This is a genomic window from Nocardiopsis listeri (genome assembly GCF_020741345.1).
GTDB classification, from domain to species: Bacteria; Actinomycetota; Actinomycetes; order Streptosporangiales; family Streptosporangiaceae; genus Nocardiopsis; species Nocardiopsis listeri_A.
Map to the genome: position 1 here is coordinate 1 of NZ_DYZD01000040.1, position 22614 is coordinate 22614.

General features: G+C 69.7%; 18 protein-coding genes. 8 read left to right on the plus strand and 10 right to left on the minus strand.

From position 1 onward, the window contains the following. From K8V84_RS02075 to K8V84_RS02085, 3 genes are all read right to left on the minus strand, one after another. The coding region (locus K8V84_RS02075; RefSeq protein WP_304069628.1) for a regulatory protein RecX at positions 1-308 on the minus strand (308 nt) is incomplete at its 3' end. Further along, complete coding sequence (recA, locus tag K8V84_RS02080; protein ID WP_304069630.1) at positions 301-1428, minus strand: recombinase RecA; 1128 nt, start codon at positions 1426-1428, stop codon at positions 301-303. The genes recA and K8V84_RS02075, both read right to left, overlap by 8 nt. A 161-nt stretch (positions 1429-1589) precedes the next feature. Continuing rightward, on the minus strand, positions 1590-1784 hold the full coding sequence (locus K8V84_RS02085; protein WP_304069632.1) for a DUF3046 domain-containing protein: 195 nt from the start codon (positions 1782-1784) through the stop codon (positions 1590-1592). Positions 1785-1900: 116 nt separating this feature from the next. Between K8V84_RS02085 and K8V84_RS02090 the strand changes: the two genes are divergently transcribed. From K8V84_RS02090 to K8V84_RS02100, 3 genes are read left to right on the plus strand one after another with little or no spacing between them, the layout of a single operon-like run. Then, positions 1901-6352 carry a DEAD/DEAH box helicase gene (locus K8V84_RS02090; protein ID WP_304069633.1) on the plus strand — a complete coding sequence of 1484 codons (4452 nt, stop codon included), beginning with the start codon at positions 1901-1903 and terminating at the stop codon, positions 6350-6352. Positions 6353-6357: 5 nt separating this feature from the next. Then, a complete protein-coding gene (locus K8V84_RS02095; RefSeq protein ID WP_304069635.1) occupies positions 6358-6885 on the plus strand; it encodes a GNAT family N-acetyltransferase in 528 nt (175 codons plus the stop codon). 12 nt (positions 6886-6897) lie between these two features. Continuing rightward, a complete protein-coding gene (locus tag K8V84_RS02100; protein WP_304069637.1) occupies positions 6898-8499 on the plus strand; it encodes a serine/threonine-protein kinase in 1602 nt (533 codons plus the stop codon). Between the two features lie 39 nt (positions 8500-8538). Here the strand turns inward: K8V84_RS02100 and K8V84_RS02105 are convergent, their stop codons facing one another. Beyond that, positions 8539-9753: an ROK family transcriptional regulator gene (locus K8V84_RS02105; protein WP_304069639.1), complete on the minus strand. Its 1215-nt coding sequence runs from the start codon at positions 9751-9753 to the stop codon at positions 8539-8541. A 254-nt stretch (positions 9754-10007) separates the two neighbouring features. Between K8V84_RS02105 and K8V84_RS02110 the strand changes: the two genes are divergently transcribed. The 5 genes from K8V84_RS02110 to K8V84_RS02130 all read left to right on the plus strand — a co-directional run bounded on the left by K8V84_RS02110 (position 10008) and on the right by K8V84_RS02130 (position 15414). Beyond that, entirely contained in the window at positions 10008-11291 is a 1284-nt protein-coding gene (locus tag K8V84_RS02110; RefSeq protein WP_304069640.1) for an extracellular solute-binding protein, read from the plus strand. A gap of 65 nt (positions 11292-11356) precedes the next feature. Continuing rightward, complete coding sequence (locus tag K8V84_RS02115) at positions 11357-12337, plus strand: sugar ABC transporter permease (RefSeq protein WP_304069642.1); 981 nt, start codon at positions 11357-11359, stop codon at positions 12335-12337. Next, a complete protein-coding gene (locus K8V84_RS02120; RefSeq protein WP_304069644.1) occupies positions 12334-13215 on the plus strand; it encodes a carbohydrate ABC transporter permease in 882 nt (293 codons plus the stop codon). The genes K8V84_RS02115 and K8V84_RS02120 overlap by 4 nt, the downstream gene beginning before the upstream one ends. 83 nt (positions 13216-13298) lie before the next feature. Then, on the plus strand, positions 13299-14771 hold the full coding sequence (locus K8V84_RS02125) for a glycoside hydrolase family 3 protein (RefSeq protein WP_304069645.1): 1473 nt from the start codon (positions 13299-13301) through the stop codon (positions 14769-14771). A gap of 178 nt (positions 14772-14949) precedes the next feature. Further along, on the plus strand, positions 14950-15414 hold the full coding sequence (locus K8V84_RS02130) for an Rrf2 family transcriptional regulator (RefSeq protein WP_304069646.1): 465 nt from the start codon (positions 14950-14952) through the stop codon (positions 15412-15414). Between the two features lie 77 nt (positions 15415-15491). Here the strand turns inward: K8V84_RS02130 and K8V84_RS02135 are convergent, their stop codons facing one another. The 6 genes from K8V84_RS02135 to K8V84_RS02160 all read right to left on the minus strand — a co-directional run bounded on the left by K8V84_RS02135 (position 15492) and on the right by K8V84_RS02160 (position 22508). Then, entirely contained in the window at positions 15492-15848 is a 357-nt protein-coding gene (locus K8V84_RS02135) for a helix-turn-helix domain-containing protein (protein ID WP_304069648.1), read from the minus strand. A gap of 157 nt (positions 15849-16005) precedes the next feature. Further along, positions 16006-16524: a CinA family protein gene (locus K8V84_RS02140; RefSeq protein ID WP_304069695.1), complete on the minus strand. Its 519-nt coding sequence runs from the start codon at positions 16522-16524 to the stop codon at positions 16006-16008. Positions 16525-16550: 26 nt separating this feature from the next. Continuing rightward, on the minus strand, positions 16551-17156 hold the full coding sequence (gene pgsA, locus K8V84_RS02145; protein WP_304069650.1) for a CDP-diacylglycerol--glycerol-3-phosphate 3-phosphatidyltransferase: 606 nt from the start codon (positions 17154-17156) through the stop codon (positions 16551-16553). Then, positions 17153-18586 (minus strand): 30S ribosomal protein S12 methylthiotransferase RimO, encoded by a 1434-nt coding sequence (gene rimO, locus K8V84_RS02150; protein ID WP_304069653.1) that lies wholly within the window; start codon positions 18584-18586, stop codon positions 17153-17155. The genes pgsA and rimO overlap by 4 nt, the downstream gene beginning before the upstream one ends. Positions 18587-18782: 196 nt before the next feature. Then, positions 18783-19880, minus strand: coding sequence for a helix-turn-helix domain-containing protein (locus tag K8V84_RS02155; protein WP_304069655.1), 1098 nt, complete (start codon positions 19878-19880; stop codon positions 18783-18785). Positions 19881-20024: 144 nt separating this feature from the next. Then, positions 20025-22508, minus strand: a complete 2484-nt coding sequence (locus tag K8V84_RS02160; protein WP_304069657.1) for a DNA translocase FtsK — start codon at positions 22506-22508, stop codon at positions 20025-20027. Positions 22509-22614: the final 106 nt, after the last annotated feature.

The following is a 22614-nucleotide window of genomic DNA, read 5'->3' on the forward strand; positions in this document are numbered from 1 at the left end:
CGGCTGTGGTGGCGGGAGGAGACCCACCCCTTGGCGAAGGCGGCGTCATCGACCAGCCCCGCCTCCTCGATCCCGTCGAGGACCCGCGTGATGACCTCTTCCTCGTACTCCCTGCGATACAGAGAACGTTCGAGTTGGGCGCGGGTACGCGGGGAGTGCGTGAGCATGCGCAGAACCAGGTTCCTGACCTTGGCCTCGGTGTCCTCCCCGGACGGGCGCTCGGGCCCGTCCGGGGTCTGGTCGGCGTTCACCGGGTCGGGCGACTCATCCGCCCCGGTGCGGTCGGATGACCGGCGCCGCTCACGCATCCGTGTCGGTCACCTTCACGGTCTTGGCCGGGGCCTTCTTGGCGGCGGGAGCCTTGGCGGCGGCGTCCTTGGCCGGATCGGCCTTGGACTCGGCGTCGGACCCGGAGGCGCTGTCATCGCCGGCGGACACGCCCACGCCCAGTTTCTCCTTGATCTTCTTCTCGACCTCGTTGGCCATGTCGGCGTTCTCGTGCAGGAACTTGCGGGCGTTCTCCTTGCCCTGGCCCAGCTGTGTGCCGTCGTAGGTGTACCAGGCGCCGGACTTGCGCACGATGCCGTGTTCCACACCCAGGTCGATCAGACTGCCCTCGCGGGAGACTCCGACGCCGTAGAGGATGTCGAACTCCGCCTGTTTGAAGGGTGGCGCGACCTTGTTCTTGACGACCTTGACCCGCGTACGGTTACCGACCGCGTCGGTGCCGTCCTTGAGGGTCTCGATACGACGGACGTCCAACCGGACCGAGGCGTAGAACTTCAGCGCCCGACCACCCGAGGTGGTTTCGGGCGATCCGAACATGACGCCGACCTTCTCACGCAGCTGGTTGATGAAGATCGCGGTGGTGCCGGTGGAGTTCAGCGCGCCGGCGATCTTGCGCAGGGCCTGGGACATCAGGCGGGCCTGCAGACCGACGTGGCTGTCACCCATCTCACCCTCGATCTCGGCGCGGGGCACCAGGGCCGCCACGGAGTCGATGACGATGACGGAGATCGCGCCGGAGCGGATCAGCATGTCCACGATCTCCAGCGCCTGCTCACCGGTGTCCGGCTGGGACAGGAGGAGGTCGTCGGTGTTGACACCGATCTTCTTGGCGTACTCGGGGTCCAGGGCGTGCTCGGCGTCGACGAAGGCGGCGATGCCGCCCAGTTTCTGCGCGCTGGCCACCGCGTGCAGGGCGACGGTGGTCTTACCGCTGGACTCGGGGCCGTAGATCTCCACGACCCGGCCCTTGGGAAGGCCACCGATGCCCAGGGCCACGTCCAGCGAGATGGCGCCGGTGGGGATCGCCTCGATCGGCGGACGCTCGTCGTCGCCCAGTCGCATGACGGAGCCCTTGCCGAACTGCCGCTCGATCTGCGCGAGCGCTGTTTCGAGAGCCTTGTCTCGGTCTCCAGAAGCCACGGGGTTCCCCTGTTGGGTCGATGCCTTTTTCTTCATGATGCGCCTGACGCTACGCCTTCGGTACGACAATCGCGACGTTCGCCGGCGATGCGGCCACTCTACCCGAACCTATGTTCGATTCTTGGTTCATCCACAGATCGAACACGGATCGAACGTGTCGGTCAGCGGGCGGTGGCCGGAAGGTCGAACGCCTCGCACACCGCGCGCCAGATCTCCTTGACCCCGACCCCGTCGGCCAGCGCCTGATCGATGGTGCGGGAGCCCAGTCCCTCGATCACGTAGTCCTTGGCGAGGCTCTCGGCGTAGGCCTCGCCGAACTGCTCTCGCATGTTGTTCCAGAAGTTGGTGAGTCTCATCGGCCCCAGTATGGGTGATGGGCGGGACCCGAGTGGCGTTGTCCACAGGCCCGTTTTCGCGGAGACGGGTGTGTCCTGCGCCTCCTTCTGTCGGAGCCCTTCGGCAGACTGGCCGGATGAACGGTCCCTTGGAACCCTTCGGCACGGCGACGCGGACCTGGTTCGAACAGGCCTTCCCCGACGGCCCCACCCGGGCCCAGGCCGAGGCGTGGACCTCGGTCTCCGGCGGTGACGACACCCTGGTCGTGGCGCCCACCGGTTCGGGCAAGACCCTGTCCGCCTTCCTGTGGTCGTTGGACCGGTTGCTCCACTCCCCCGCGCCGCAGGACCGTTCCCGACGTTGCCGGGTCCTGTACGTGTCCCCGTTGAAGGCGCTCGCGGTGGACGTGGAGCGCAACCTGCGGCGCCCCCTGGCCGGTATCACCGACGCCGCGGCCGCCGCCGGACAGGAAGTCTCCCCCGTCACGGTGGGGGTTCGCACCGGCGACACCCCGGCGCGGGAACGGCGTCGTCTGGCCACGCATCCGCCGGACGTGCTCATCACCACCCCGGAGTCCCTCTTCCTGGTGCTCACCTCCAAGGCCCGCGAGGGGCTGGCCGGGGTGGAGACGGTGATCGTGGACGAGGTGCACGCACTGGCCGGGACCAAGCGCGGGGCCCACCTGGCCCTCAGCCTGGAGCGGCTCGCCGAACTGCTGGAACGTCCTGCGCAGCGGATCGGGCTGTCTGCCACCGTGCGCCCACGCGAAGTGGTCGCCGACTACCTGGGCGGCGCGCGGATCGTCGCCCCTCCGGACGCCCCGCGCATGGATCTGCGGGTGCAGGTCCCGGTGCCCGATCTGGACGAGCCGGGCGGATCGGTGTGGCCGCACGTGGAACGCCGGGTCCTGGACCTGGTCGAGGCACACCGCTCCACCATCGTGTTCACCAACGGCCGCCGCACCGCCGAGAGGCTGTGCTCCCGGATCAACGACCTGTACGCCGAACGCACCGGTGCCGCGTTTCCCGAGGAGGAGGTGGCCGCGCAGGTCACCGGGCAGTCAGGACAGAGCCGGGGCGCGGACGCCGTGATCGCGCGCGCCCACCACGGGTCGATGTCCAAGTCGGAGCGGGCGCTGATCGAGGACGACCTGAAGGCGGGCCGGCTGCGCTGCGTGGTGGCCACCTCCAGCCTGGAGCTGGGCGTGGACATGGGCTCCGTGGACCTGGTCGTACAGGTGTCCTCTCCCCCGTCGGTGGCCAGTGGCCTGCAGCGTGTCGGACGGTCCGGGCACCAGGTGGGCGAGGTCTCGCGCGGGGTGTTCCTGCCCCAGTACCGGGGCGACCTGTTGGCGACCACCGTCGTGACCGGGCGGATGCGCGAGGGCGGGATCGAGCGGTTGGAGATGCCGCGCAACCCCCTGGACGTGTTGTCCCAGCAGGTCGTGGCGATGGTGGCGATGGACGAGTGGTCGGTGTCGGAGCTGGCCACGGTGGTACGGCGCGCGGCCCCCTTCTCCGACCTGGCCGACTCCGTGCTGGAGTCGGTGTTGGACATGCTGTCGGGACGCTATCCCTCGGACGAGTTCGCGGAGTTGCGGCCACGTCTGGTCTGGGATCGGCAGGAGGACGTGCTGCGTGCCCGCCCCGGCTCCCAGCGGCTGGCCGTGATCAGCGGCGGGACCATCCCCGACCGGGGTCTTTTCAAGGTGCACCTGGCCTCGGACCCGGAGGGTCGGGCGCCCACCCGTGTAGGTGAGCTGGACGAGGAGATGGTGTACGAGTCGCGGGTGGGCGACGTGTTCGTGCTCGGGTCGACGTCGTGGCGGATCGAGGCGATCACCGCGGACCGGGTGATGGTGTCGCCCGCGCCGGGTCGGCCGGGGCGGATGCCCTTCTGGAAGGCGGACGCCCAGGGTCGTCCGGCGGAGCTGGGTCGGGCGGTGGGCGCCGCCACTCGGGAGTTGGCCGGGTCGGACGAGAAGGAGGGACGCGCCTGGGCGATCACCGCCGGGTTGGACGAGTGGGCGGCGGACAACCTGGTGGAGTACGTGGCGGAACAACGTGAGGCCACCGGGCAGGTGCCGGACGATCGCACGGTGGTGATCGAACGGTTCCGCGACCAGGTGGGCGACTGGCGCGCGGTGGTGCATTCGCCGTTGGGCGCTCGGGTGCACGCGCCGTGGGCGTTGGCTATCGGCGGGCGGTTGCGCGACCGGTTCGGGATGGACGCCCAGGTGGTGCACGGCGACGACGGGATCGTGCTGCGCCTGCCGGACGCGGAGGGCGGCGGTGTGGGCCGCCCCGGGGAGTTGGCGGACCTGGTGTCGGTGGACCCCGACGGCGTGGAGGCTCTGGTCACCGAGGAGTTGACCGGATCTGCGCTGTTCTCGTCGCGGTTCCGTGAGTGCGCTGCTCGGGCACTGCTGTTGCCGCGTCAGCGCCCGGACCGTCGGATGCCGTTGTGGCAACAGCGTCTGCGGGCGCAGCACCTGTTGTCGGTGGCGGGTCGGTACGGGTCGTTCCCGATCGTGTTGGAGACGGTGCGCGAGTGCCTGCGGGACGTGTTCGACGTTCCGGAGCTGGCTCGGGTGCTGTCGGACGTGCGGGCGCGGCGGATCCGGGTGGTGGAGGTGGAGACCACGCACGCGTCGCCGTTCGCGCGGTCGTTGCTGATGGAGTACACGGCCGCGTTCCTGTACGAGGGGGACGCGCCGGCGGCGGAGTCGCGGGCCCAGGCGTTGACCCTGGACACGTCGTTGTTGGCGGACCTGTTGGGCGGCGCGGACCTGCGGGAGTTGTTGGACCCGGAGGTGGTGGAGCGTACCGGTGCCCTGTTGCAGCGGTTGGCGGCGCCTGTGCGGGACCTGGAGGGGACCGCTGACCTGTTGCGGGAGGTGGGTCCGTTGTCGACCGACGAGGCGGTCGAACGCGGGGCGGACCCCGACTGGTTGTTCGACCTGGAGGGCGCCGGGCGCGTGGTGCGCGTGTCGGTGGCCGGGGTGGAGCGCTGGTGCGCGGTGGAGGACGTGTCGCGGCTGCGGGACGCGTTGGGCTCTGAGCCGCCGCCCGGGGTCCCGTCGGTGTTCCTGGAGCCGGTGGAGGATCCCCTCTCGGATCTGGTGTCCCGCTACGCGCGCACGCACGGACCGTTCACGTCCGCGGAGGTGTCGGCCCGTTCGGGTGTGGGCGTCGAGGCGGTCGAGGGCGCTCTGCGGGAACTGGCCCGGCGGGGGCGGGTGGTGCGCGGTGGGTTCCGACCCGGTGGCACGGAGACCGAGTGGTGTGACGCGGACGTGCTGCGCCGGTTGCGGCGGGGATCGATCGCCCGGCTGCGCCGCGAGGTGGAACCGGTGGAACCGGCGACGCTGGCGGTCTTCGCCCCGTTGTGGCAGCGGGCGGTTCCGGGTGAGCGGTGGCGCGGCCCGGACGCGGTGTTCGAAGCGGTGGAGTCGCTGCGGGGCGTGCCGTTGGTGGCCTCGTCCCTGGAATCGTTGGTGCTGCCGGCCAGGGTGGAGGGTTTCGTCCCCTCGTCGTTGGACGCGCTCACCCAGGCCGGCGAGGTGGTGTGGGCCGGGGCCGGGTCGCTTCCGGGCGGGGACGGTTGGCTGGTGCTGGTCCCCTCCGAGGACGCCTCGTCGTCGTTGCCGGATCAGGTGCCACCGGAGGAGGGATCGACGGCGGCCGCCGTGCTGGGGGTGCTGCGTTCGGGCGGGGCGCTGTTCTTCCGCGATCTCGCCGACGGGGTGGCCCGGGCATCGGGCGGCGCGATCTTCTCCGACGCCGACCTGGTGGCTGCGCTGTGGGAGCTGGTGTGGTCGGGATGTGTCACCAACGACTCCCTGGCGCCGTTGCGGGCGGTGTCGGGTTCGGGCCCGACGCCGCGTCGGTCCTCGTCACGCTCGCGACGACGCCCGGTGTTGCCGACCCGTGCGGGACCACCGACGGCGGCGGGCCGGTGGTGGGCCCTGCCCGAGCCGGACCCGGATCCGACCCGGCGGGCCCTGTCGAGGGTGGAGGCACGGCTGGAACGAGGCGGGGTGTTGGTACGCGGACACCAGGGGCGCGGCCTGTCGGCGGACGAATACCGGGTGCTGCGGTCCATGGAGGAGGCCGGTCGGGTGCGTCGGGGCTACTTCGTGGAGGGGCTCGGTGGCGCGCAGTTCGCGCTGCCGGGTGCGGTGGACCGGCTGCGGGCGCTGTCCGGGGAGGCCCCCGGTGGGGTCTGGGACCCGGTGGTGTTGGCGGCCACGGATCCGGCCAATCCGTACGGTGTCGAACTGGCGTGGCCGGCGGGGGTGGCGGGTGCGCACCGACCGGGTCGCACGGCGGGGTCCCTGGTCGTCCTGGACGGGGGCCGGCCCACGTTGTACCTGTCGCCGGGTCGGTCCGCGCTGACCTTCGGTGCCTGCGCGAGGTCGTTGGAACGGGCGGCCCGGGCCGTGGCCGATCTGGTGAGTGCGGGCCGGGTCGAGTCCCTGATGGTGGAGCGCGCCGACGGGGTCGAGGTGTTCGGCACGTCGCTGGACCCGGCGTTGGTGGCGGCGGGCTTCCACGTCACCCCCAGGGGTCTTCGTCTGCGACGCTGAGGGGCATGACCGAACCGGTGATCCGCCCAATGCGGCGACATGACACGGACGCGGTGGTGGCGGTCTCCCTGGCCGCCGACACGTTGTTCGCGCGAGCGGGGCTGGAGCTGCCCCCGGACGATCCACACGAGATGTTGGATCACGTCGAACACGTGTCGGTGGCCGAGGTCGACGGATCCGTGGTCGGTCTGGCCGCGACCATCACGTTGGACGGCGCCACCCATCTGGAACAGCTCGCCGTGGATCCGGAACACGGCCGACGCGGGATCGGTGGTGCCCTGCTGGAGCGGGTGTGCGCCGAGGCCGCCGCCCACGGACACCGCCGGGTCACCCTCACCACCTTCCGTGACCTGCCCTGGAACGGCCCGTGGTACGAACGGCGGGGTTTCGTCACACTCGCCCGGACCGAATGGGGCCCGGGCCTGGTCCATCAGTGGGAGATCGAAGAGCAGGCGGGCATCCTGGTCCGTCCCCGCGTGGCGATGTGGCGGGATCCGTCCCGACCTCGGGGCGCTCCGGCGCTCCCGATTTGAGATGATGTGCTCATGGTCCCCACTGATCCCCCGGAGCCCCGCACCTCCGTCGGCCGTTACGAGCTTCGAGGTGAACTCGGCAGCGGCGCCATGGGCACCGTGTGGCGTGCCCACGACACCCGGTTGAACCGTGAGGTGGCGGTCAAGGAGGTCCACCTCCCCCACGACATGCCGCCCCGTGAGCGCGAGCGCGCCCGGGCGCGCATGATCCGCGAGGCTCAGGCGGCGGCACGGGTGTCCCATCCGTCGGTGGTGACCGTGCACGACGTCCTGGAGGTGGACGGGATCCCGTTCATCGTCATGGAGCTCCTCGAGGGCGAGTCCCTGCGCGATCGCCTGCACCGCACCGGCCCCATGGCGGAGGCGGAGGTGGAGAGGATCACGCGCCCGCTGTTGGACGCGTTGTGGGCGGCGCACCGGGCCGGGGTGGTCCACCGTGACGTCAAGCCCGCCAACATCATGCTGACCTCGGGCGGCACCCGGCCGGTGCTGACCGACTTCGGTATCGCCAACCTGCCCGACCACGGAGGAACGGCGCTGACGGGGACCGGCGCGATCCTGGGCACCGCGGCGTACGCGGCACCCGAGCGCCTGGAGCACGACGACAACGGCGCGGTGTCGGACCTGTGGAGCCTGGGCGCCACCCTGTTCGCGGCCCTGGCCGGGGAGTCGCCGTTCAAGCGCGACACCATCACCTCGACGCTCACCGCGGTGCTGACCCAGCCGGTACCGCCGGTGCCGGCCCGGGGGCGGTTGGCCTCGGTGATCAACGGGTTGTTGGAGCGGGACCCGCGCCGCCGGCTGTTGCCGGAGCGGGCGTTGGCCCTGTTGGACGGCCCGGCCCCGACTCCGACTCCGGCCCCGGTCCTGGCCCCCGGCCCTGAGCCACGGGTCGGAACCACGCCCGGCCGCTCGCGTACGCCGTTGTTCGTCGGCGCGACCGCCGTCCTGGCCCTGCTGGTGCTGAGCGCGTTCACGGTGTGGGTCGTCTTCTCCTCCGATGACCGGGAGGTTGCCGCCGATCCGGGAACACCCTCCGACGAGCCCGGCACGGAACCGTCGTCCGAGCCCTCCGCCCCGGTCCAGGAGGGTTCGAGCGAGGGGGCTCCCGAGGGGTTCACCCGGTACGACGACGGGGTGGTCACGCTGGTCGCCCCCGAGGACTGGGAGATGGTCGAGGACGAGGAGGACTCGCCGGGCAACGGCGTGAGCCGGTTGGCCTCCTACGAGTTCGAGACCGGTGTGGAGACCGGCGACCTACAGCTGTTCGTGACCAGGTACGACCTCTTGGTCTTCGACGCCGAGGGCGCCATGCAACGGATGGACGAGCTGCTCAACGGAGACGAGGCCTACAGCGACGCGGAGCAGCTGATGCTGGAGCCGCGGTTGGAGGGCCCCGGCGTGCAGAGCGCGGTCTACGAGGCCACCTACATCCACGAGGAGCGCGAGGTCCCCGAGCGATGGATGTTCACGCGTGAGATCACCGACGCGAACACCTCGCTCTCCTACCGGCTGAGCTTCAACTTCCCGCAGGACCTGCGGGAGGAACAGCGGGAGGACTTCGAGACGGTGCTCGACTCCCTCGCCCCGTCCTCGGGGAGCGAGGAGGACTGACTCCCCCGCGCCCCGGGGCGGCCGGGGCGCGGTCGGGGGTCAGACGGTGGCCGAGAACACCTCGTCGCGGGCGCGTTCCAGGCCGTGCAGAAGGGCTCCTCGCACGACCGGGCTGCCCTCGACCGTCCCCAGTGCCACCTCGGTGGTGTTGGGCGCGATCCGGGCGGTCGCGGCCTCCACGCGTTCGGCCAGCTTGGGTCCTCCGGCGCGGGCCACGTCCCCGCCCAGGACGACCAACCCGGGGTCGATCATCACGCTGACGGCGGCGATTCCCCGGGAGAGCCGTTCGGCGAAGGCGTCGAGGAACGCGTCGCCCTCGGTGGTACCGGAACCCGCTGCCCGGGCGACCACCTCGGTGACGTCGTCTCCGGTGAACCCGTGTTCGGCGGCCAGACGCAGCACCTGCTTGGCGTGGACCAACGCCTGGAAGCCGTGCGGCAGCTCCTGGTCGCCATCGGACTTCAGGGACTCGTAGCCGCCGGAGAGGCCCACGTCGATGGACAGGGGGGCTCCGGGCACCGGCAGGTAGCCGATCTCGCCCGCGCCACCGGAACGGCCCCTGTGGACGCGCCCGCCGATCATGGTGGCCATACCGACACCACCGGCGGCGCTGAGCCAGATGAGCACGAACTCCTCGACCCCCTTGGCCGCCCCTTCCGCGTGTTCGGCCAGGGCCGCCAGGTTCACGTCGTTCTCCAACATGACCGAGCGTTCGAGGTCGGCGCGCAGCGCTTCGAGCACCCCTTCGTGCCAGGACATGAGGTCGAAGGAGAAGCGGATGTCCCCGGTGCGCGGATCGACGACTCCGGGGGTTCCGATGACGCAGGCGCGGACCTTTTCGAGGGGGACCTCGGCGGTCTCCACCAGCCGCATCACGGCGGTGTGGACCAGGGCGACCGGGTCGTCGGAGGCGCTGGGATCGACGCTGACGTCACTGATGATCCGACCCGTGATGTCGGCGATGGCGGCGGTGACGCGGTGGGCGCTGACGTCGAGGACGGCCACGTAGGCGCTCTCCGGGACGACCGCGTAGAGGGCGGCGTTGGGGCCTCGTCCTCCGGCCCGGCTGCCCACGACCCGGACGAGATCGCGTTCCTCCAACCGAGCGAGGAGTTGGGACGCGGTCACCTTGGACAGACCGGTCTTCGTGCCGAGTTGCGTCCTGGTCAGCGGACCGCCGGAGAGTAGAAGTTCGAGTGCCGCGCGATCGTTCAATTGGCGCAGCAGCCGGGGAGTCCCCGGACGTTGAGACATAACCGTGACACCTCACCCTGTTTTTATTAGGAAAGTTTCCTGTTAATTTAGCTCACAACCTCACAGGAGGTCACGTCCCGGCTGGTCCGCAGTGGTGTCGGACCCCGGTACCCGCGCCGGAGGGGCGATCAGGAAAGTGCTGCCCCAGCACCCCCCAATCAGACGTCGAGGCACCCGGATCCGTTCATGATCCCAGGTTGCTTCGGGCACAGGCGCCGCGCCCCGGCGCGACGTGCGAAGGGAGATAGGTTCATATGAGGTTCCCCAAGATCGCACTGGCCTCGACCGTGGTCATGTTGGCCGCCGCATGCGGTGGCGGATCCGATGACGGCGGCGCGTCCGGTGACGCCCCCGACACTCTCACCGTCTGGCGCATGGGCGACGCCAACGAGGATCAGAACGCCTTCATGGACTCGGTCACCCAGCAGTACCAGGAGCTCTACCCCGACACGGACGTGGACGTCCAGTGGATCCCGTGGGGCGAGTTCAGCCAGCGCTTCCAGACCGCCCTGGTCTCCGGCGGGCCCGACGTCGTCGAGATCGGCAACGACCAGGTCGCCACCTGGGCCGAGGCCGAGGCCCTCTACGACGTGTCCGAGTACGTCGAGGGCTGGGACGACAGCGCCGACCTGCTCGAAGGAGCCTACGCCAACGGCACCTTCGGCGACGCACAGTACAGCATCCCCTGGTACAGCGGCGTTCGCGCCCTTTGGTACAACACCGACCAGCTGGAGGAGCTGGGCCACGAGCCGCCCACCACCTGGGACGAACTGGTCGAGGTCGCCGAGGACATCGAGGACGAGTACGACGTCCCCGGCTTCGCCGCGCCCACCGACTTCCTGAACGGCATCGCCAGCTTCGTCTGGGCCAACGACGGCGAGTTCGCCGTCGAGGAGGGCGGTGAGTGGACGGGGCGACTCGACTCCGCCGAAACCGCCGAGGCCCTGGAGTTCTACGCCGGACTGACCGTCGACGGCATCTCCCCGAGTGCCTGCGTGGGCCTCAACGAGGTCGACTGCGCCCACGCCGATTTCGTCAACCGCGAGGTCGGCATGTTCATCGACGGCCCCTGGGCCCAGGCCCAGTTGGAGGACCTCAACGACGAGCACGCCGGTCATTGGGCCACCACGCCCATCCCCGGGGTGGACGGCATGGCGCCCGCCTTCGGCGGCGGCTCCGACCTGGCCGTGTGGGGCACCTCCGAGTACCCCGACGCCGCCTTCGACTACATCACCACGTTGAACAGCAAGGACAACGCGCTGCCCTACAACGAGGTGTCGTCGATGTTCCCCACCTACACCGACGTGTTGGAGAGCGACACCTTCCAGGACGACCCGATCCTGGCCGGCGCCGCCACCCAGGCCACCGGCGACCTGCGACTGTTCCCGGACACCGCCAACTGGGGCCACGTCCAGTGGGAGCTGACCACCATCCAGACCGCCGTCCAGCGCATGGCCGAGGGTGAGTCGGCCGACGACGTCCTGCCCGAGCTCAACGAAGAGCTCACCGAGGCCCTCAACCGTGAGGTCTCCGAGTAGGTCGCCCACAGCACAGGGGCGGCCGTACACCAGACGGCCGCCCCTCGACCAGCCAGGAACGGTCCATGACTCAAACGTTGGAACGCGCCACGGAACCCGAGGCGCCCTCGCCCGGACGGCCACCGGCCGCCTCCCGCCGCACCCGCATCAGGCTCGTCCCCTACCTCCTGATCCTGCCCGCCCTGACCGTGCTCGCGGTGGTCCTGCTCTGGCCCATCGGTCAGATGCTGTGGATCTCGCTGCACGACTACGGCCTGCAGCAGCTGCGGGGCCAAGAGGCACAGTGGAACAACTTCGGCCACTACCTCTACGTGCTCACCGACGACCGCTTCTGGTCGGTGTTCCGCAACACGATCGTCGTCTGCCTGACCATGGTGCTCCTGACGATGATCCTCGGGACGCTCGTCGGCATCCTCATGCACAAGCTGCCCAAGTGGGCGTCGACCACCCTCGGGCTCGGCCTGATGCTGGCGTGGGCCACACCCGTCATCAGCGCCGCCATCGTCTACCGCTGGCTGTTCGACACCAGGTACGGGCTGATCAACACCCTCCTGACCGCGCTGCCCGACTGGTTGGTGGGCTCGGGGTGGAACGAGTTCAACTGGTTCAACTCGCCGAGCACCCTCTTCCCCATCCTCATCGTCACCGTGGTGTGGCAGTCGTTCCCGTTCGTGGCGATCAGCATCCTGGCGGGGCTCAAGAGCATCCCGCACGAGCTCTACGAGGCCGCGCGCATGGACGGTGCCGGCGCGTGGAAGAGCTTTTGGAGCGTCACCTTCCCGATGCTGCGCCCGCTCTTCGCGCTGCTGCTGGTGCTGCAGGTGATCTGGGACTTCCGGATCTTCACCCAGCTGTTCATCCTCGGCAACGGCGTCAGCAACCGGGACATCTCGCTGATCCCGACCTACATCTTCCAACTGGGCTTCGCCTCGACCCCGCCCAACTACGGCATGGGGTCGGCGATCGCCGTGATCATGACCGTCCTGGTACTCGTGATCAGCGCGTACTACCTGCGCACCATGATCCGCCAGGAGGAGGCCCGATGAACAACGTCCACCGACTGCGCAGGTCCGTCGGAAGACTCGGCCTGTACCTGGCCGCCCTCACGGTCTTCGTCTTCGCCGTCTTCCCCGTCTACTGGGTCCTTGCCACCGCGCTTCGGCCCACCGGCGAGATCTTCACCCGTCGGCCCACCCTGTTCCCACGCGAGATCACCCTGGAGCACTTCGAGCGGGTCCTGTCGGGCGTCCTCATCCCCGGCACCTCGTTCTGGTCCTTCCTCGGCAACAGCCTGGTGGTGACCGTCGGGTCGGTGGCCTTCGCCGCGATGCTGGCCCTGCTCGCCGCCATCGCCGTGGCCCGGTTCCGGTTCAAGCTGCGCTCGACCTTCATCATCATGCTGCTGGTGATCCAGATGGTCCCGGTCGAGGCGCTGATCATCTCCCTGTTCATCAACTTCTTCCACCTGGGCAACGCCCTGGACCTCGAACTGGTCGGCAACCTGTCCGGCGTGTTCGTGATCTACGTGGCGGTCTCTCTGCCGATCACCATCCTGATGATCCGCAACTTCGTGTCCGCGGTTCCCCGGGAGTTGGAGGAGGCCGCGGCCATCGACGGCGCCGGCGGTTGGACGATCTTCTGGCGGATCCTCATGCCGCTGGTGGCGCCCGGCCTGGCGGCGGCGAGCATCTTCGCGTTCATCACCGCGTGGAACGAGTTCCTCGTCGCCTTCACGTTCTTGCAGAACAACACCGGTGCCTACACCCTGCCGATCTCCCTGCAGTACTACTTCGGCGCCGTTTCCATCGAATGGGGATCGATCATGGCCGCCTCGACGCTGCTGACCGTCCCCGTGATGATCTTCTTCCTTTTCGTCCAACGCCGTATGGTCTCCGGCCTGACCATGGGAGCGGTCAAGGGCTGACCTCGTAAAACACACCGACACCCCCTTTCCCCGCCACACGTATGCCCGCGATCGGGCACCCATGTTCACGAACGGAGTCCGCCATGCCGCACGACCCGACCCTGGAGCGTCTGGCCAACGCCACCCTGCTGGTGCCCTTCGAGTCCTACCAGGCCCCCCGCTGGATCCTGGACGGTCTGGCGGACGGGATCTCGGGCGTCTGCCTGTTCCACAACAACCTGCGCAGCGCCGAGCAGGTGACCGCGCTCAACGCGAGCCTGTGCGAGGTCACCGACCTTCCACCGTTGATCTCCCTGGACGAGGAGGGTGGCGACGTCACCCGCATCGGTCAGGCGCACGGCAGCGACTACCCCGGCAACGCCGCCCTGGGCGCGGTCGACGACCCCGACCTGACCCGTGAGACCTTCCGAGCCCTCGGACTGGAACTGGCCGATCTGGGCTTCAACCTGGACCTGGCGCCGTCGGTGGACGTCAACGTCGCCGACGACAACCCGGTGATCGGAACGCGCTCCTTCGGTTCGGACGCCGAGTTGGTCGCCCGGCACGCCGCCGCCTCGGTGCGGGGCCTGCAGGAGGCCGGAGTGGCCGCCTGCGCCAAGCACTTCCCGGGCCACGGCGCGACCTCGCAGGACTCCCACCACACGCTTCCCCTGGTGGAGGCCGACGCCGACCTGCTGCGCAGCCGTGAGCTGATGCCCTTCCGGGCCGCCGTCGACGCGGGAGTGCGGTCGATCCTGACCGCCCACATCGAACTGCCCGCTCTGGGCACCGAGGGGCCCGCCACCCTCAACCACGCGCTGCTCAACGACCTCCTGCGCGACGAGATGGGGTTCACCGGGGTCGTGGTGAGCGACGCGATGGACATGCGCGGGGTGAGCGAGCGCATCGGCATCCCCGAGGCGAGCGTGCTGGCCGTCGCGGCCGGCTGCGACCTGCTGTGCCTGGGCCGATTCGTGTACGCCGACCAGGTCGCCGAGGTCCGGGCCGCCCTGGTGCGGGCGGTCCGCGAGGGTCGACTCCGTGGTGAGCGGCTGGAGGAGGCCGCCGAACGCAACACGCGCCTGCGCGCGTGGGTGGGTCGTTCCGCCGTCGAACGCGCCCACGAGGGCGCCACCTCGTCCGCCATCGGACTGACCGGCGCCCGCCGGGCCGTTCGGGTGGACGGTGAGCTGCCGCCGTTGGAGAACCCGTACGTGGTCGAGGTGGACGCCCCCGCGGGCATGGCGGTGGGCGACGTCCCCTGGGGCCTGGGCCCGTGGTTCCACGACACCGTGCGGGTCTCCCCCGAGGTCGACGACCCCTCGGCTGTACTGACCGCGGTGGACGGTCGCGACCTGGTCGTGGTCGTGCGGGACGCTCACCGTTACCCGAGCGCTCAGACGTTCGTCAGAGGCCTTTTGGCGGCCCACCCGAAGGCCGTGGTGGTGGAGATGGGTCTGCCCATCTGGCGACCCGACTGCGGCGCCTACGTGAGCACCTACGGGGCGGCCCACGTCAACGGGCTGAGCGCGGCCGAACTTCTCGGCGCCGCCGGGGCCCTGGAGGTGACCGGCTGACCGGATCCGGCCACATCGGTCACTTAGATGGCTCGCGCCGTGCCGGTCTCCGAATCGTCACCCATGTCCCCCGTACCCGGTAGGAGAAGTACCCTTGAGCCGTAGCAACCCGGCCGTCGGCGACACCCGTCGGGGACCGGTGCCCCATTCGCCCTTCTAACCACGGCATAATCACAGCATGCGTCTTTCAGCCCGGGTCGACTACGCGCTTCGCGCGGCCGCAGAGCTCGCTGTCGCCGGCGACGGTCCGGTGACGGCCGAGCAGCTCGCACGCGCGCAGGCCATCCCCGGAAAATTCCTAGAGAACATCCTCACCCAGCTACGCCGAGCAGGCCTGGTCCGCAGCCAACGGGGTCCCGTTGGCGGCTACTGGCTCGCCCGGCCCGCGGGGGAAATATCCCTCGCCGACATCATCCGAGCGGTCGACGGACCGCTCGCCAACGTACGCGGGGAACGTCCCGAACACGTCGACTACGACGGGGCCGCCCGCAGCCTGCAACAGGTGTGGATCGCCCTGCGCGCCAGTGAACGCGCCATCCTGGAGGGGGTCAACCTCCAGCACCTGGTCACCAACGACCTCCCCGACCAGGTGCGAGTCCTGGCCGAGGACCCCGATTCCTGGGTCAACCACACCCACCGCTGAACCCCGAAGACACGAAAAACCGGTCCTCCCTTTCGGGAAGGACCGGTTTTTTGCGTCTATGTGCGTGAGGGGTCGGGTCAAACACCCGCCATGTCGGCCACCTGGGGAACCCGGTCGGGTACGGGCGCGATACCGAGGTCCTGGGCGGGAACGGGGTCGCCGGAGACCGCGTCCTCCAAAAGGGCGGCTTCCTGGAGTTCGGCCAGCGCCAATTGGTCGGAGACCTCCCTGAGCACCTGTGACAACGGGACCCCGAGGGCCCCGCAGATCGATGACAGCAACTCGGAAGAGGCTTCCTTCTGCCCGCGCTCGACCTCTGACAGATAACCGAGGGAAACACGTGCGTCGGCCGACACTTCACGGAGGGTGCGGCCCTGGCGCTGCCGCAGCCGCCTGAGCACGTCACCAAGTAGGTGACGAAGCAGGACCATCATTCGCGCTCCCTCCCACCGGTAGCGACCTTCATATACAACACCGTACCCGCCTCACGCCCGATTCGGGCACCTCACGTTGTCCTGTTCGCTGGAGGGAGAACCCCATACGGGGGTGTTTTTGTTCCCACGCCTTGGGAGAGGGCACCGGGCGAAAGGGTCAATACCGGATGCTGCTGCCCGCATCGTTCCCGCGAACGGCGGCCATCAGGAGCCTCAGCGCACCCTCGACCGTGTGATAGCGGATACCCGCACGATCCCCGGTGAAACGGAACCGTTCGACCCGTGTGCGCGAGTCGGGTCCCGCCACCGCGGCGAAGACGGTGCCGACGGGCCGCCCGTCCTGGGGATCCGGGCCGGCGACCCCGGTGACGGCGACCGCGAAGTCCGACCTGAGCGCCCGGCGGGCGCCCCCGGCCATGTGGAGGGCCACGTCGGGGTGGACGGCGCCGTGCTCGGCCAGCAGGTCGGCGGGCACACCCAGCAGGGAGGCCTTGGCATCGGTGGCGTAGGTCACCAAACCACCCCGGTAGGTGGCGGAGGCACCGGGGACGGCGGTCAGGTGAGCGCCGATCAGACCGCCCGTGAGGGACTCGGCGGTGGCGCAGGTGGCCCCGGCCTCGAACAGGGCACGGTGGAGGTCGGTGGCGGCCTCCAGGGCCGCCCTACCGATGACCACGGCCTCGGGCCGGGGCTCCTCCCGGCTCACGTCCTGTTTCCGCCCTTGGCGCGTACCAGACGCACCGCGTCCAGGACGTAGGTCAGTCCGGTCCACAGGGTGATCGCCAGGGCCACCGCCATGACGGCGTGGGCGATCCAGGTGAACACCTCGGTGAACGGCAGCAGGTGCAACGGGAACAGGTAGATGCTGATCGCGACGATCTGCAGGACGGTCTTGAGCTTGCCGCCGCTGCTCGCGGGCATCACCCCGTAGCGCAGCACGGCCAGGCGCAGCAGGGTGATGCCCCACTCGCGCACCAGGATGGCGATGGTCACCCACCACCACAGGTCGCCCTGGATGGACAGCACGATGAGCGCCGCCCCGGTGAGCGCCTTGTCGGCGATCGGGTCGGCGATCTTGCCGAAGTCGGTGACCAGGTTGCGGCGACGGGCCAGTTCACCGTCGACGCGGTCGGTGATGGCGGCCACGACGAAGACGCCGAACGCCGCCAGGTGCCACCACGTGCCGTCCAAGAACATGAACCAGACGAAGAGCGGCACCATGACCAGGCGGCTCATCGTGAGGATGTTCGCGATGTTCCACAGGGGAACCTGGGGGGCGGGCGACGCCGCGGGGTCGTGGGTGCTCATCTGTCTCCGGCTTCCCCGTCCTGTTCGGCGACGAGGTCGGCCCCGGCCGCCTGGATGACGGTGGCGCGCACCATGTCACCGACGGCGAGGCCCTCGCCGTACAGGATGGTACTGCCGTCCACCTCGGGTGCCTGGTGACCGGACCGGCCCTCGTAGACGCCGTCGTCGAGGACGGCCTCCACCAGGACGGTCACCTCGCTGCCGATGCGTTCCTCGGCCCGCTGGGACATGAGTTCCTCGGCCAGCCGGTTGAGTCGGTCCACGCGCTCGGCGACGACGTCCTCCGCCACCTTGTCCGGGTGGTTCAGGGCCTCGGTGCCGTCCTCGTCGGAGTAGCCGAAGACACCGATGGCGTCCAGGCGGGCCTCGCTGAGGAAGGACACGAGCTCCTCGAACTCCTCCTCCGTCTCGCCGGGGAAGCCGACGATGAAGTTGGAGCGCGCACCGGCCTCCGGCGCGGCCTTGCGTGCGGTGGCGAGCAGCTCCAGGAAGCGCTCGCGGTCACCGAAGCGGCGCATGCGGCGCAGCAGGGGGCCGCTGGCGTGTTGGAAGGAGAGGTCGAAGTAGGGCACCACACCGGGGGTGGAGGTGAGCACCTCCACCAGGCCGGGCCGGACCTCGGCGGGCTGCAGGTAGCTGACCCGCACCCGCTCCAGGCCCTCGACGGCGGCCAGGCGCGGCAGCAGCTTCTCCAGCGCGCGTACGTCGCCCAGGTCCTTGCCGTAGGAGGTGGAGTTCTCGCTGACCAGGAAGACCTCGCGCACGCCCTCGCTCGCCAGCCACTCGGCCTCGCGGACGATCTCGTCGGCATGACGGGAGATGTAGGCACCGCGGAAGGCCGGGATGGCGCAGAAGGTGCAGCGTCTGTCGCAGCCCGAGGCGATCTTGAGGTTGGCCACGGGTCCGCCGGTGAGGCGACGGCGCGGAACGGCGGTGCGGTAGGGCAGATCGGTGCCCTCGGCACCCTCCGCCTCGGCGAAGGTGGCGTGACCGGGCACGTGGACCTGGGAGGCGTCGCGGTCGGCCGGGCTGATCGGCAGCAGGGTGCGGCGGTCTCGCGGGTCGTGCGGGACCAGCGAACGCCCGGCCACGACGTCGTCGAGACGGTCGGTGATGTTCGCGTAGTCGTCGAAGCCGATCACCTGGGCCTCGGGCAGGGAGTCGGCCAGTTCGGAACCGTACCGTTCGGCCATGCATCCGGCCGCGACGACCTTGCCACCGTTCTCGGCCGCCTCCAGCAGGGTCTCGATGGAGTCCTGCTTGGCGGCGTCGATGAAACCGCAGGTGTTGACGACGGTCACGTCGGCCTGGGTGTCGTCGTCGACGAGGTCCCAGCCGCCGGCCGCCAGGCGTCCGGCGAGCTCTTCGGAGTCGACCTCGTTACGCGCACACCCCAGGGTGACGAGTGAGACAGTACGGCGCGATGACATGGCTTCCAAGCGTGTGGGAGAGCTGTGAGTGGTGCGGGACGCGGCACGGCGAAGGCCGGAGTACGGGCGGATCGCTCGCGCGGCGCGACGTCGATCGACGTCGCCCGCAGCCTCCCACCCTACAGTGGTCGGCTCACCCGCCCGTACCCCGGCCTTCGTGTACTCCCGCTCCGGTGAGGTGGAACCCTCGCTCACGTCAGTCGACGAACCCGTCTCCGTCGATGGTGAAGTCCCCGACTCCCCCGGAGTCGGCCCCGTCCCCCAGGTCCTCGCCGTCGACGGCGACGTCGACCAGCGAGGGCTTCCCCAGACGGAAGCTCAGGGGCTCCTCGGTGACGTAGTCGAGGGTCTCACCCTCGACGATGAAGCCGGTGAACACGTCCCCGCCCTCGTGGTCGGTGACCTTGACCCAGCTCCGCCCGGAGCCCGTGAGCCGAACGGTGAATTCGGCGGGTTCGGCGGCCTTCTCGGGCCCCCACGCCTGCGCCTTGCCCACCGGTTCCTCCTCTGGCACGACCACGGAACCCACGTTCTCCTGCGCACCCGAGTCCTCGTCGGGCACGTTCTCGAAGGCGGTCCGGGCCGGATCGCCCTCCTCCCAACCGTTCCAGGTCCGCACACCGACGATGAGGGCGGCGACGACAATGAGGCCGACCACCGCCCACGGCCAGTGCCGGCGTACCCCGCCGACGGGACGCGCCTCGGCCGCGGTGCTCCGGGCCCGCGGTTCCTGGGCCGTCGCCCCGGTGGCGGTCTCCTCGGCGTGGTCCTCCTCGGAACCGCGAGGCTGCGGCACCGGGGCGGCACGCTTGCGGGACCGACTCGCCGGGCGAGTCGGGCGCGCCAGTTTCTTGTTGCGTTCGAAATGGCCCCAGCGCTCGGCCCGCTGAGTGGGGTCGAGGTCCTCGTCGCCGACGCGACGGGGGACCTCCTGGGGCGCCTCGTCCTCTTCGTTCTCCGCGCGGCCCTGCTCGCCGCCGCCCGCCGCCGCCCGGGCCGCCTTCTTCTTCGTCTTCGTGGCCGGGTGCCACTGTGGGGGAACGAAGAGGGGCTTTTCGTCCGAGGCGTGTTCGCGGTCGTACTCCTCCAACAGAGGTCCCGCGTCGAGTCCGAGGAACTTGCAGATCCTGCGGATGTGACCGCGTGCGTAGAAGTCCCCTCCACAGGGGACGAAGTCCTCGTTCTCAATGGCCCTGAGGACCTGCATGCGAATGCGTGTACGTGTGCTCAGGTGCTCCAAGGAGCAACCCGCCGCGATTCGTGCGGCGGACAAGGTCTGACCGATCGTCGCCATGCACACTCCCCCCGCGACTGTCCGTGCCTACGTCGACCCACTCTGCTACTTCAGGGCACGCATCGCAGGTCACCACGCCCCATGCCGTATCCAAGATCGCACCAAATCGGGCGACCCGGGCGGCGTGAGGGTGTCGGGTGAGGGTCAGCCGCCGCGGATGTCGGTCAGCACGGCGGCCAGATCGTCGGCCTGCACGAGGACGTCACGAGCCTTGGAACCCTCGCTGGGGCCGACCACGTCGCGGCTCTCCATGAGGTCCATGAGCCGGCCCGCCTTGGCGAAGCCGACCCGGAGCTTGCGCTGCAGCATCGACGTGGACCCGAACTGGGTGGTGACCACCAGCTCGACGGCCTGCAACAGCAGGTCCATGTCGTCGCCGATGTCCTCGTCGATCTCCTTCTTCTTGACGGCCTCGGCGGCGACGTCCTCGCGGTAGCTCGGTTCGGCCTGCTTCTTGCAGTGGTCGACGATCCCGCGGATCTCCTTCTCGGCGACCCACGCGTTCTGCAGTCGGATGGGTTTGCCCGCGCCCATCGGCAGGAACAGGGCGTCGCCCTTGCCGACGAGCTTCTCCGCGCCGGGCTGGTCGAGGATGACCCGGCTGTCGGCGAGGCTGGAGGTGGCGAACGCCAATCGGGAGGGGACGTTGGCCTTGATCAGACCGGTGACGACGTCGACGCTGGGCCGCTGGGTGGCCAGGACCAGGTGGATGCCGGCGGCGCGGGCCAGCTGGGTGATGCGCACGACCGAGTCCTCGACGTCGCGCGGGGCGACCATCATCAGGTCGGCGAGCTCGTCGACGATGACCAACAGGTAGGGGTAGGGCTCGTACCGGCGTTCGCTGCCGAGCGGGGCCTTGAGCTCGCCGGTGCGCACAGCGGCGTTGAAGTCGTCGATGTGTCGGTAACCGGACGCGGCCAGGTCGTCGTAGCGACGGTCCATCTCCCCCACCACCCACTGGAGGGCCTCGGCGGCCTTCTTCGGGCTGGTGATGATGGGGGTGATCAGGTGCGGGATGCCCTCGTACATGGTGAGCTCGACCCGCTTGGGGTCGACCAGGATCATGCGCACCTCGTCGGGGGTGGAGCGCATCATCAGCGAGGTGATGAGCCCGTTGATGCAGGTGGACTTACCCGCGCCGGTGGCGCCCGCGACCAGCACGTGCGGCATCTTGGCCAGGTTGGCCACGACGTTGGAGCCCTCCACGTCCTTGCCCAACCCGACCAGCATCGGGTGGTCGTCGGAGGTGGCCGCCGCGGAGCGGAGCACGTCGCCCAGGCTGACTATGTCCTTGTCGGTGTTGGGGATCTCCACACCGATCGCGGACTTGCCGGGGATGGGCGACTGGATGCGCACGTCGGCGCTCTTGACCGCCAGGGAGATGTTCTTGGACAGGGCGGTGACCTTCTCGACCTTCACCGCCGGGCCGAGCTCGATCTCGTAGCGGGTGACCGTCGGTCCGCGGGTGAACCCGGTGACCTCGGCGTCGATCTTGAACTGCTCCATGACCCCGGACAGGGCGGCCACGACGTCGTCGTTGGCCTTGGTCCGCTCCTTGGGCGCGGAACCGGGCTTGAGCAGTGTGGTGAGCGGCAGTTCGTAGTCGCCCTCCACCACGCGGGAGGGGATGGAGAGCTGCTCTGTGGTGGCGGGAGCCGGCGTGGGGTCGGGGACCGCGGTCCTGGCCTTGGTCTTCTTCTTGGGGGGCGACTTCTCCGCCTGGGAGGACTCCTCCTCGTCGGTCAGGGCCGGGGCGATCGGCCCGTCCGTTTCGGAGACCACGGGTGTGTCGTAGGGGCGCTCGTGGTCACCGGCGACCGTCTTGTTCTCTGCGGACGCGGCCTTGCGCTTGCGCGACCTGGCGGGCTTCTTCTCCGTCTCGGCGCCCAGGATCCCGATACCGGCGTCCGGCCCGGGGTCGCGTTCCATCAGGGCGCTGAACAGGGTCTGGAGCCGGTCGGGGATGCGCCGGATGGGGGTGGCGGTGACCACGAGGACGCCGAAGATCAGGATCAGGGTCAGGAGCAGCCCGGTGAGCCAGGGGGTGACCACCGCGCTGAGCGGACCGGAGGCCACGAACCCGATGATGCCGCCGGCGTTCTGGATCCCCTCCATGCCATCGGCGGGCTGCGGGATGCCGTGGGCGATGTGTATGAGGCCGAGCAGGCCGAGCATGATCGAGGTGACCCCGATGAAGAGCCGGCCCGCGTCACCCTCCTTGGCGGTGCTGGGCGTGCGCATCAGCTTGATCGCCAAGGGCAGGAACAGCAACGGCAGGATCGGTGAGAAGGCGCCGACTCCGCCGACGACCACCATGCGGGTGGCCTCCAGCAGGGGCCCGTCGCTCTGCCACCACACGGCCGCGGCCACGAGGATGCCCAGGGCCAGCAGGATCAGCCCGATGCCGTCCCGGCGCAGGTCGGGGTCCAGGTCACGGGCGCTACGGCCGACCGCACGGGCCGCCCCGCCCACGGTGTGGGCGATGAGCTTCCACAGGACCAGCAAGAACTGCCCGAAGAGGGCGACCACGTAGGCGATGGGCCCGTCCGGCATGCGCTTCTTGGCCGCGGGCTTGCGCGCGGCGGGCTTCTTGCGCCCGGCACCACCAGAGGAGGCACGCGTGGCCATCGGGGGTCACCTCCACGGGGGACGGGGTCGAACTCGAAGGCCCGGACACAGCATCCCGGCACGGCGGGAAGCCTACTAAGCCGTCCAGCCCGAGGCACGAACACTC

What these genes read in the sequence shown, in the direction of transcription:
- K8V84_RS02085 (WP_304069632.1), bottom strand. Translation starts at nt 1,784, where the DNA reads ATGAGACTCACCAACTTCTGGAACAACATGCGAGAGCAGTTCGGCGAG.
- K8V84_RS02090 (WP_304069633.1), top strand. Translation starts at nt 1,901, where the DNA reads ATGAACGGTCCCTTGGAACCCTTCGGCACGGCGACGCGGACCTGGTTC.
- K8V84_RS02095 (WP_304069635.1), top strand. Translation starts at nt 6,358, where the DNA reads ATGACCGAACCGGTGATCCGCCCAATGCGGCGACATGACACGGACGCG.
- K8V84_RS02100 (WP_304069637.1), top strand. Translation starts at nt 6,898, where the DNA reads ATGGTCCCCACTGATCCCCCGGAGCCCCGCACCTCCGTCGGCCGTTAC.
- K8V84_RS02105 (WP_304069639.1), bottom strand. Translation starts at nt 9,753, where the DNA reads ATGTCTCAACGTCCGGGGACTCCCCGGCTGCTGCGCCAATTGAACGAT.
- K8V84_RS02110 (WP_304069640.1), top strand. Translation starts at nt 10,008, where the DNA reads ATGAGGTTCCCCAAGATCGCACTGGCCTCGACCGTGGTCATGTTGGCC.
- K8V84_RS02115 (WP_304069642.1), top strand. Translation starts at nt 11,357, where the DNA reads ATGACTCAAACGTTGGAACGCGCCACGGAACCCGAGGCGCCCTCGCCC.
- K8V84_RS02120 (WP_304069644.1), top strand. Translation starts at nt 12,334, where the DNA reads ATGAACAACGTCCACCGACTGCGCAGGTCCGTCGGAAGACTCGGCCTG.
- K8V84_RS02125 (WP_304069645.1), top strand. Translation starts at nt 13,299, where the DNA reads ATGCCGCACGACCCGACCCTGGAGCGTCTGGCCAACGCCACCCTGCTG.
- K8V84_RS02130 (WP_304069646.1), top strand. Translation starts at nt 14,950, where the DNA reads ATGCGTCTTTCAGCCCGGGTCGACTACGCGCTTCGCGCGGCCGCAGAG.
- K8V84_RS02135 (WP_304069648.1), bottom strand. Translation starts at nt 15,848, where the DNA reads ATGATGGTCCTGCTTCGTCACCTACTTGGTGACGTGCTCAGGCGGCTG.
- pgsA (WP_304069650.1), bottom strand. Translation starts at nt 17,156, where the DNA reads ATGAGCACCCACGACCCCGCGGCGTCGCCCGCCCCCCAGGTTCCCCTG.
- rimO (WP_304069653.1), bottom strand. Translation starts at nt 18,586, where the DNA reads ATGTCATCGCGCCGTACTGTCTCACTCGTCACCCTGGGGTGTGCGCGT.
- K8V84_RS02155 (WP_304069655.1), bottom strand. Translation starts at nt 19,880, where the DNA reads ATGGCGACGATCGGTCAGACCTTGTCCGCCGCACGAATCGCGGCGGGT.
- K8V84_RS02160 (WP_304069657.1), bottom strand. Translation starts at nt 22,508, where the DNA reads ATGGCCACGCGTGCCTCCTCTGGTGGTGCCGGGCGCAAGAAGCCCGCC.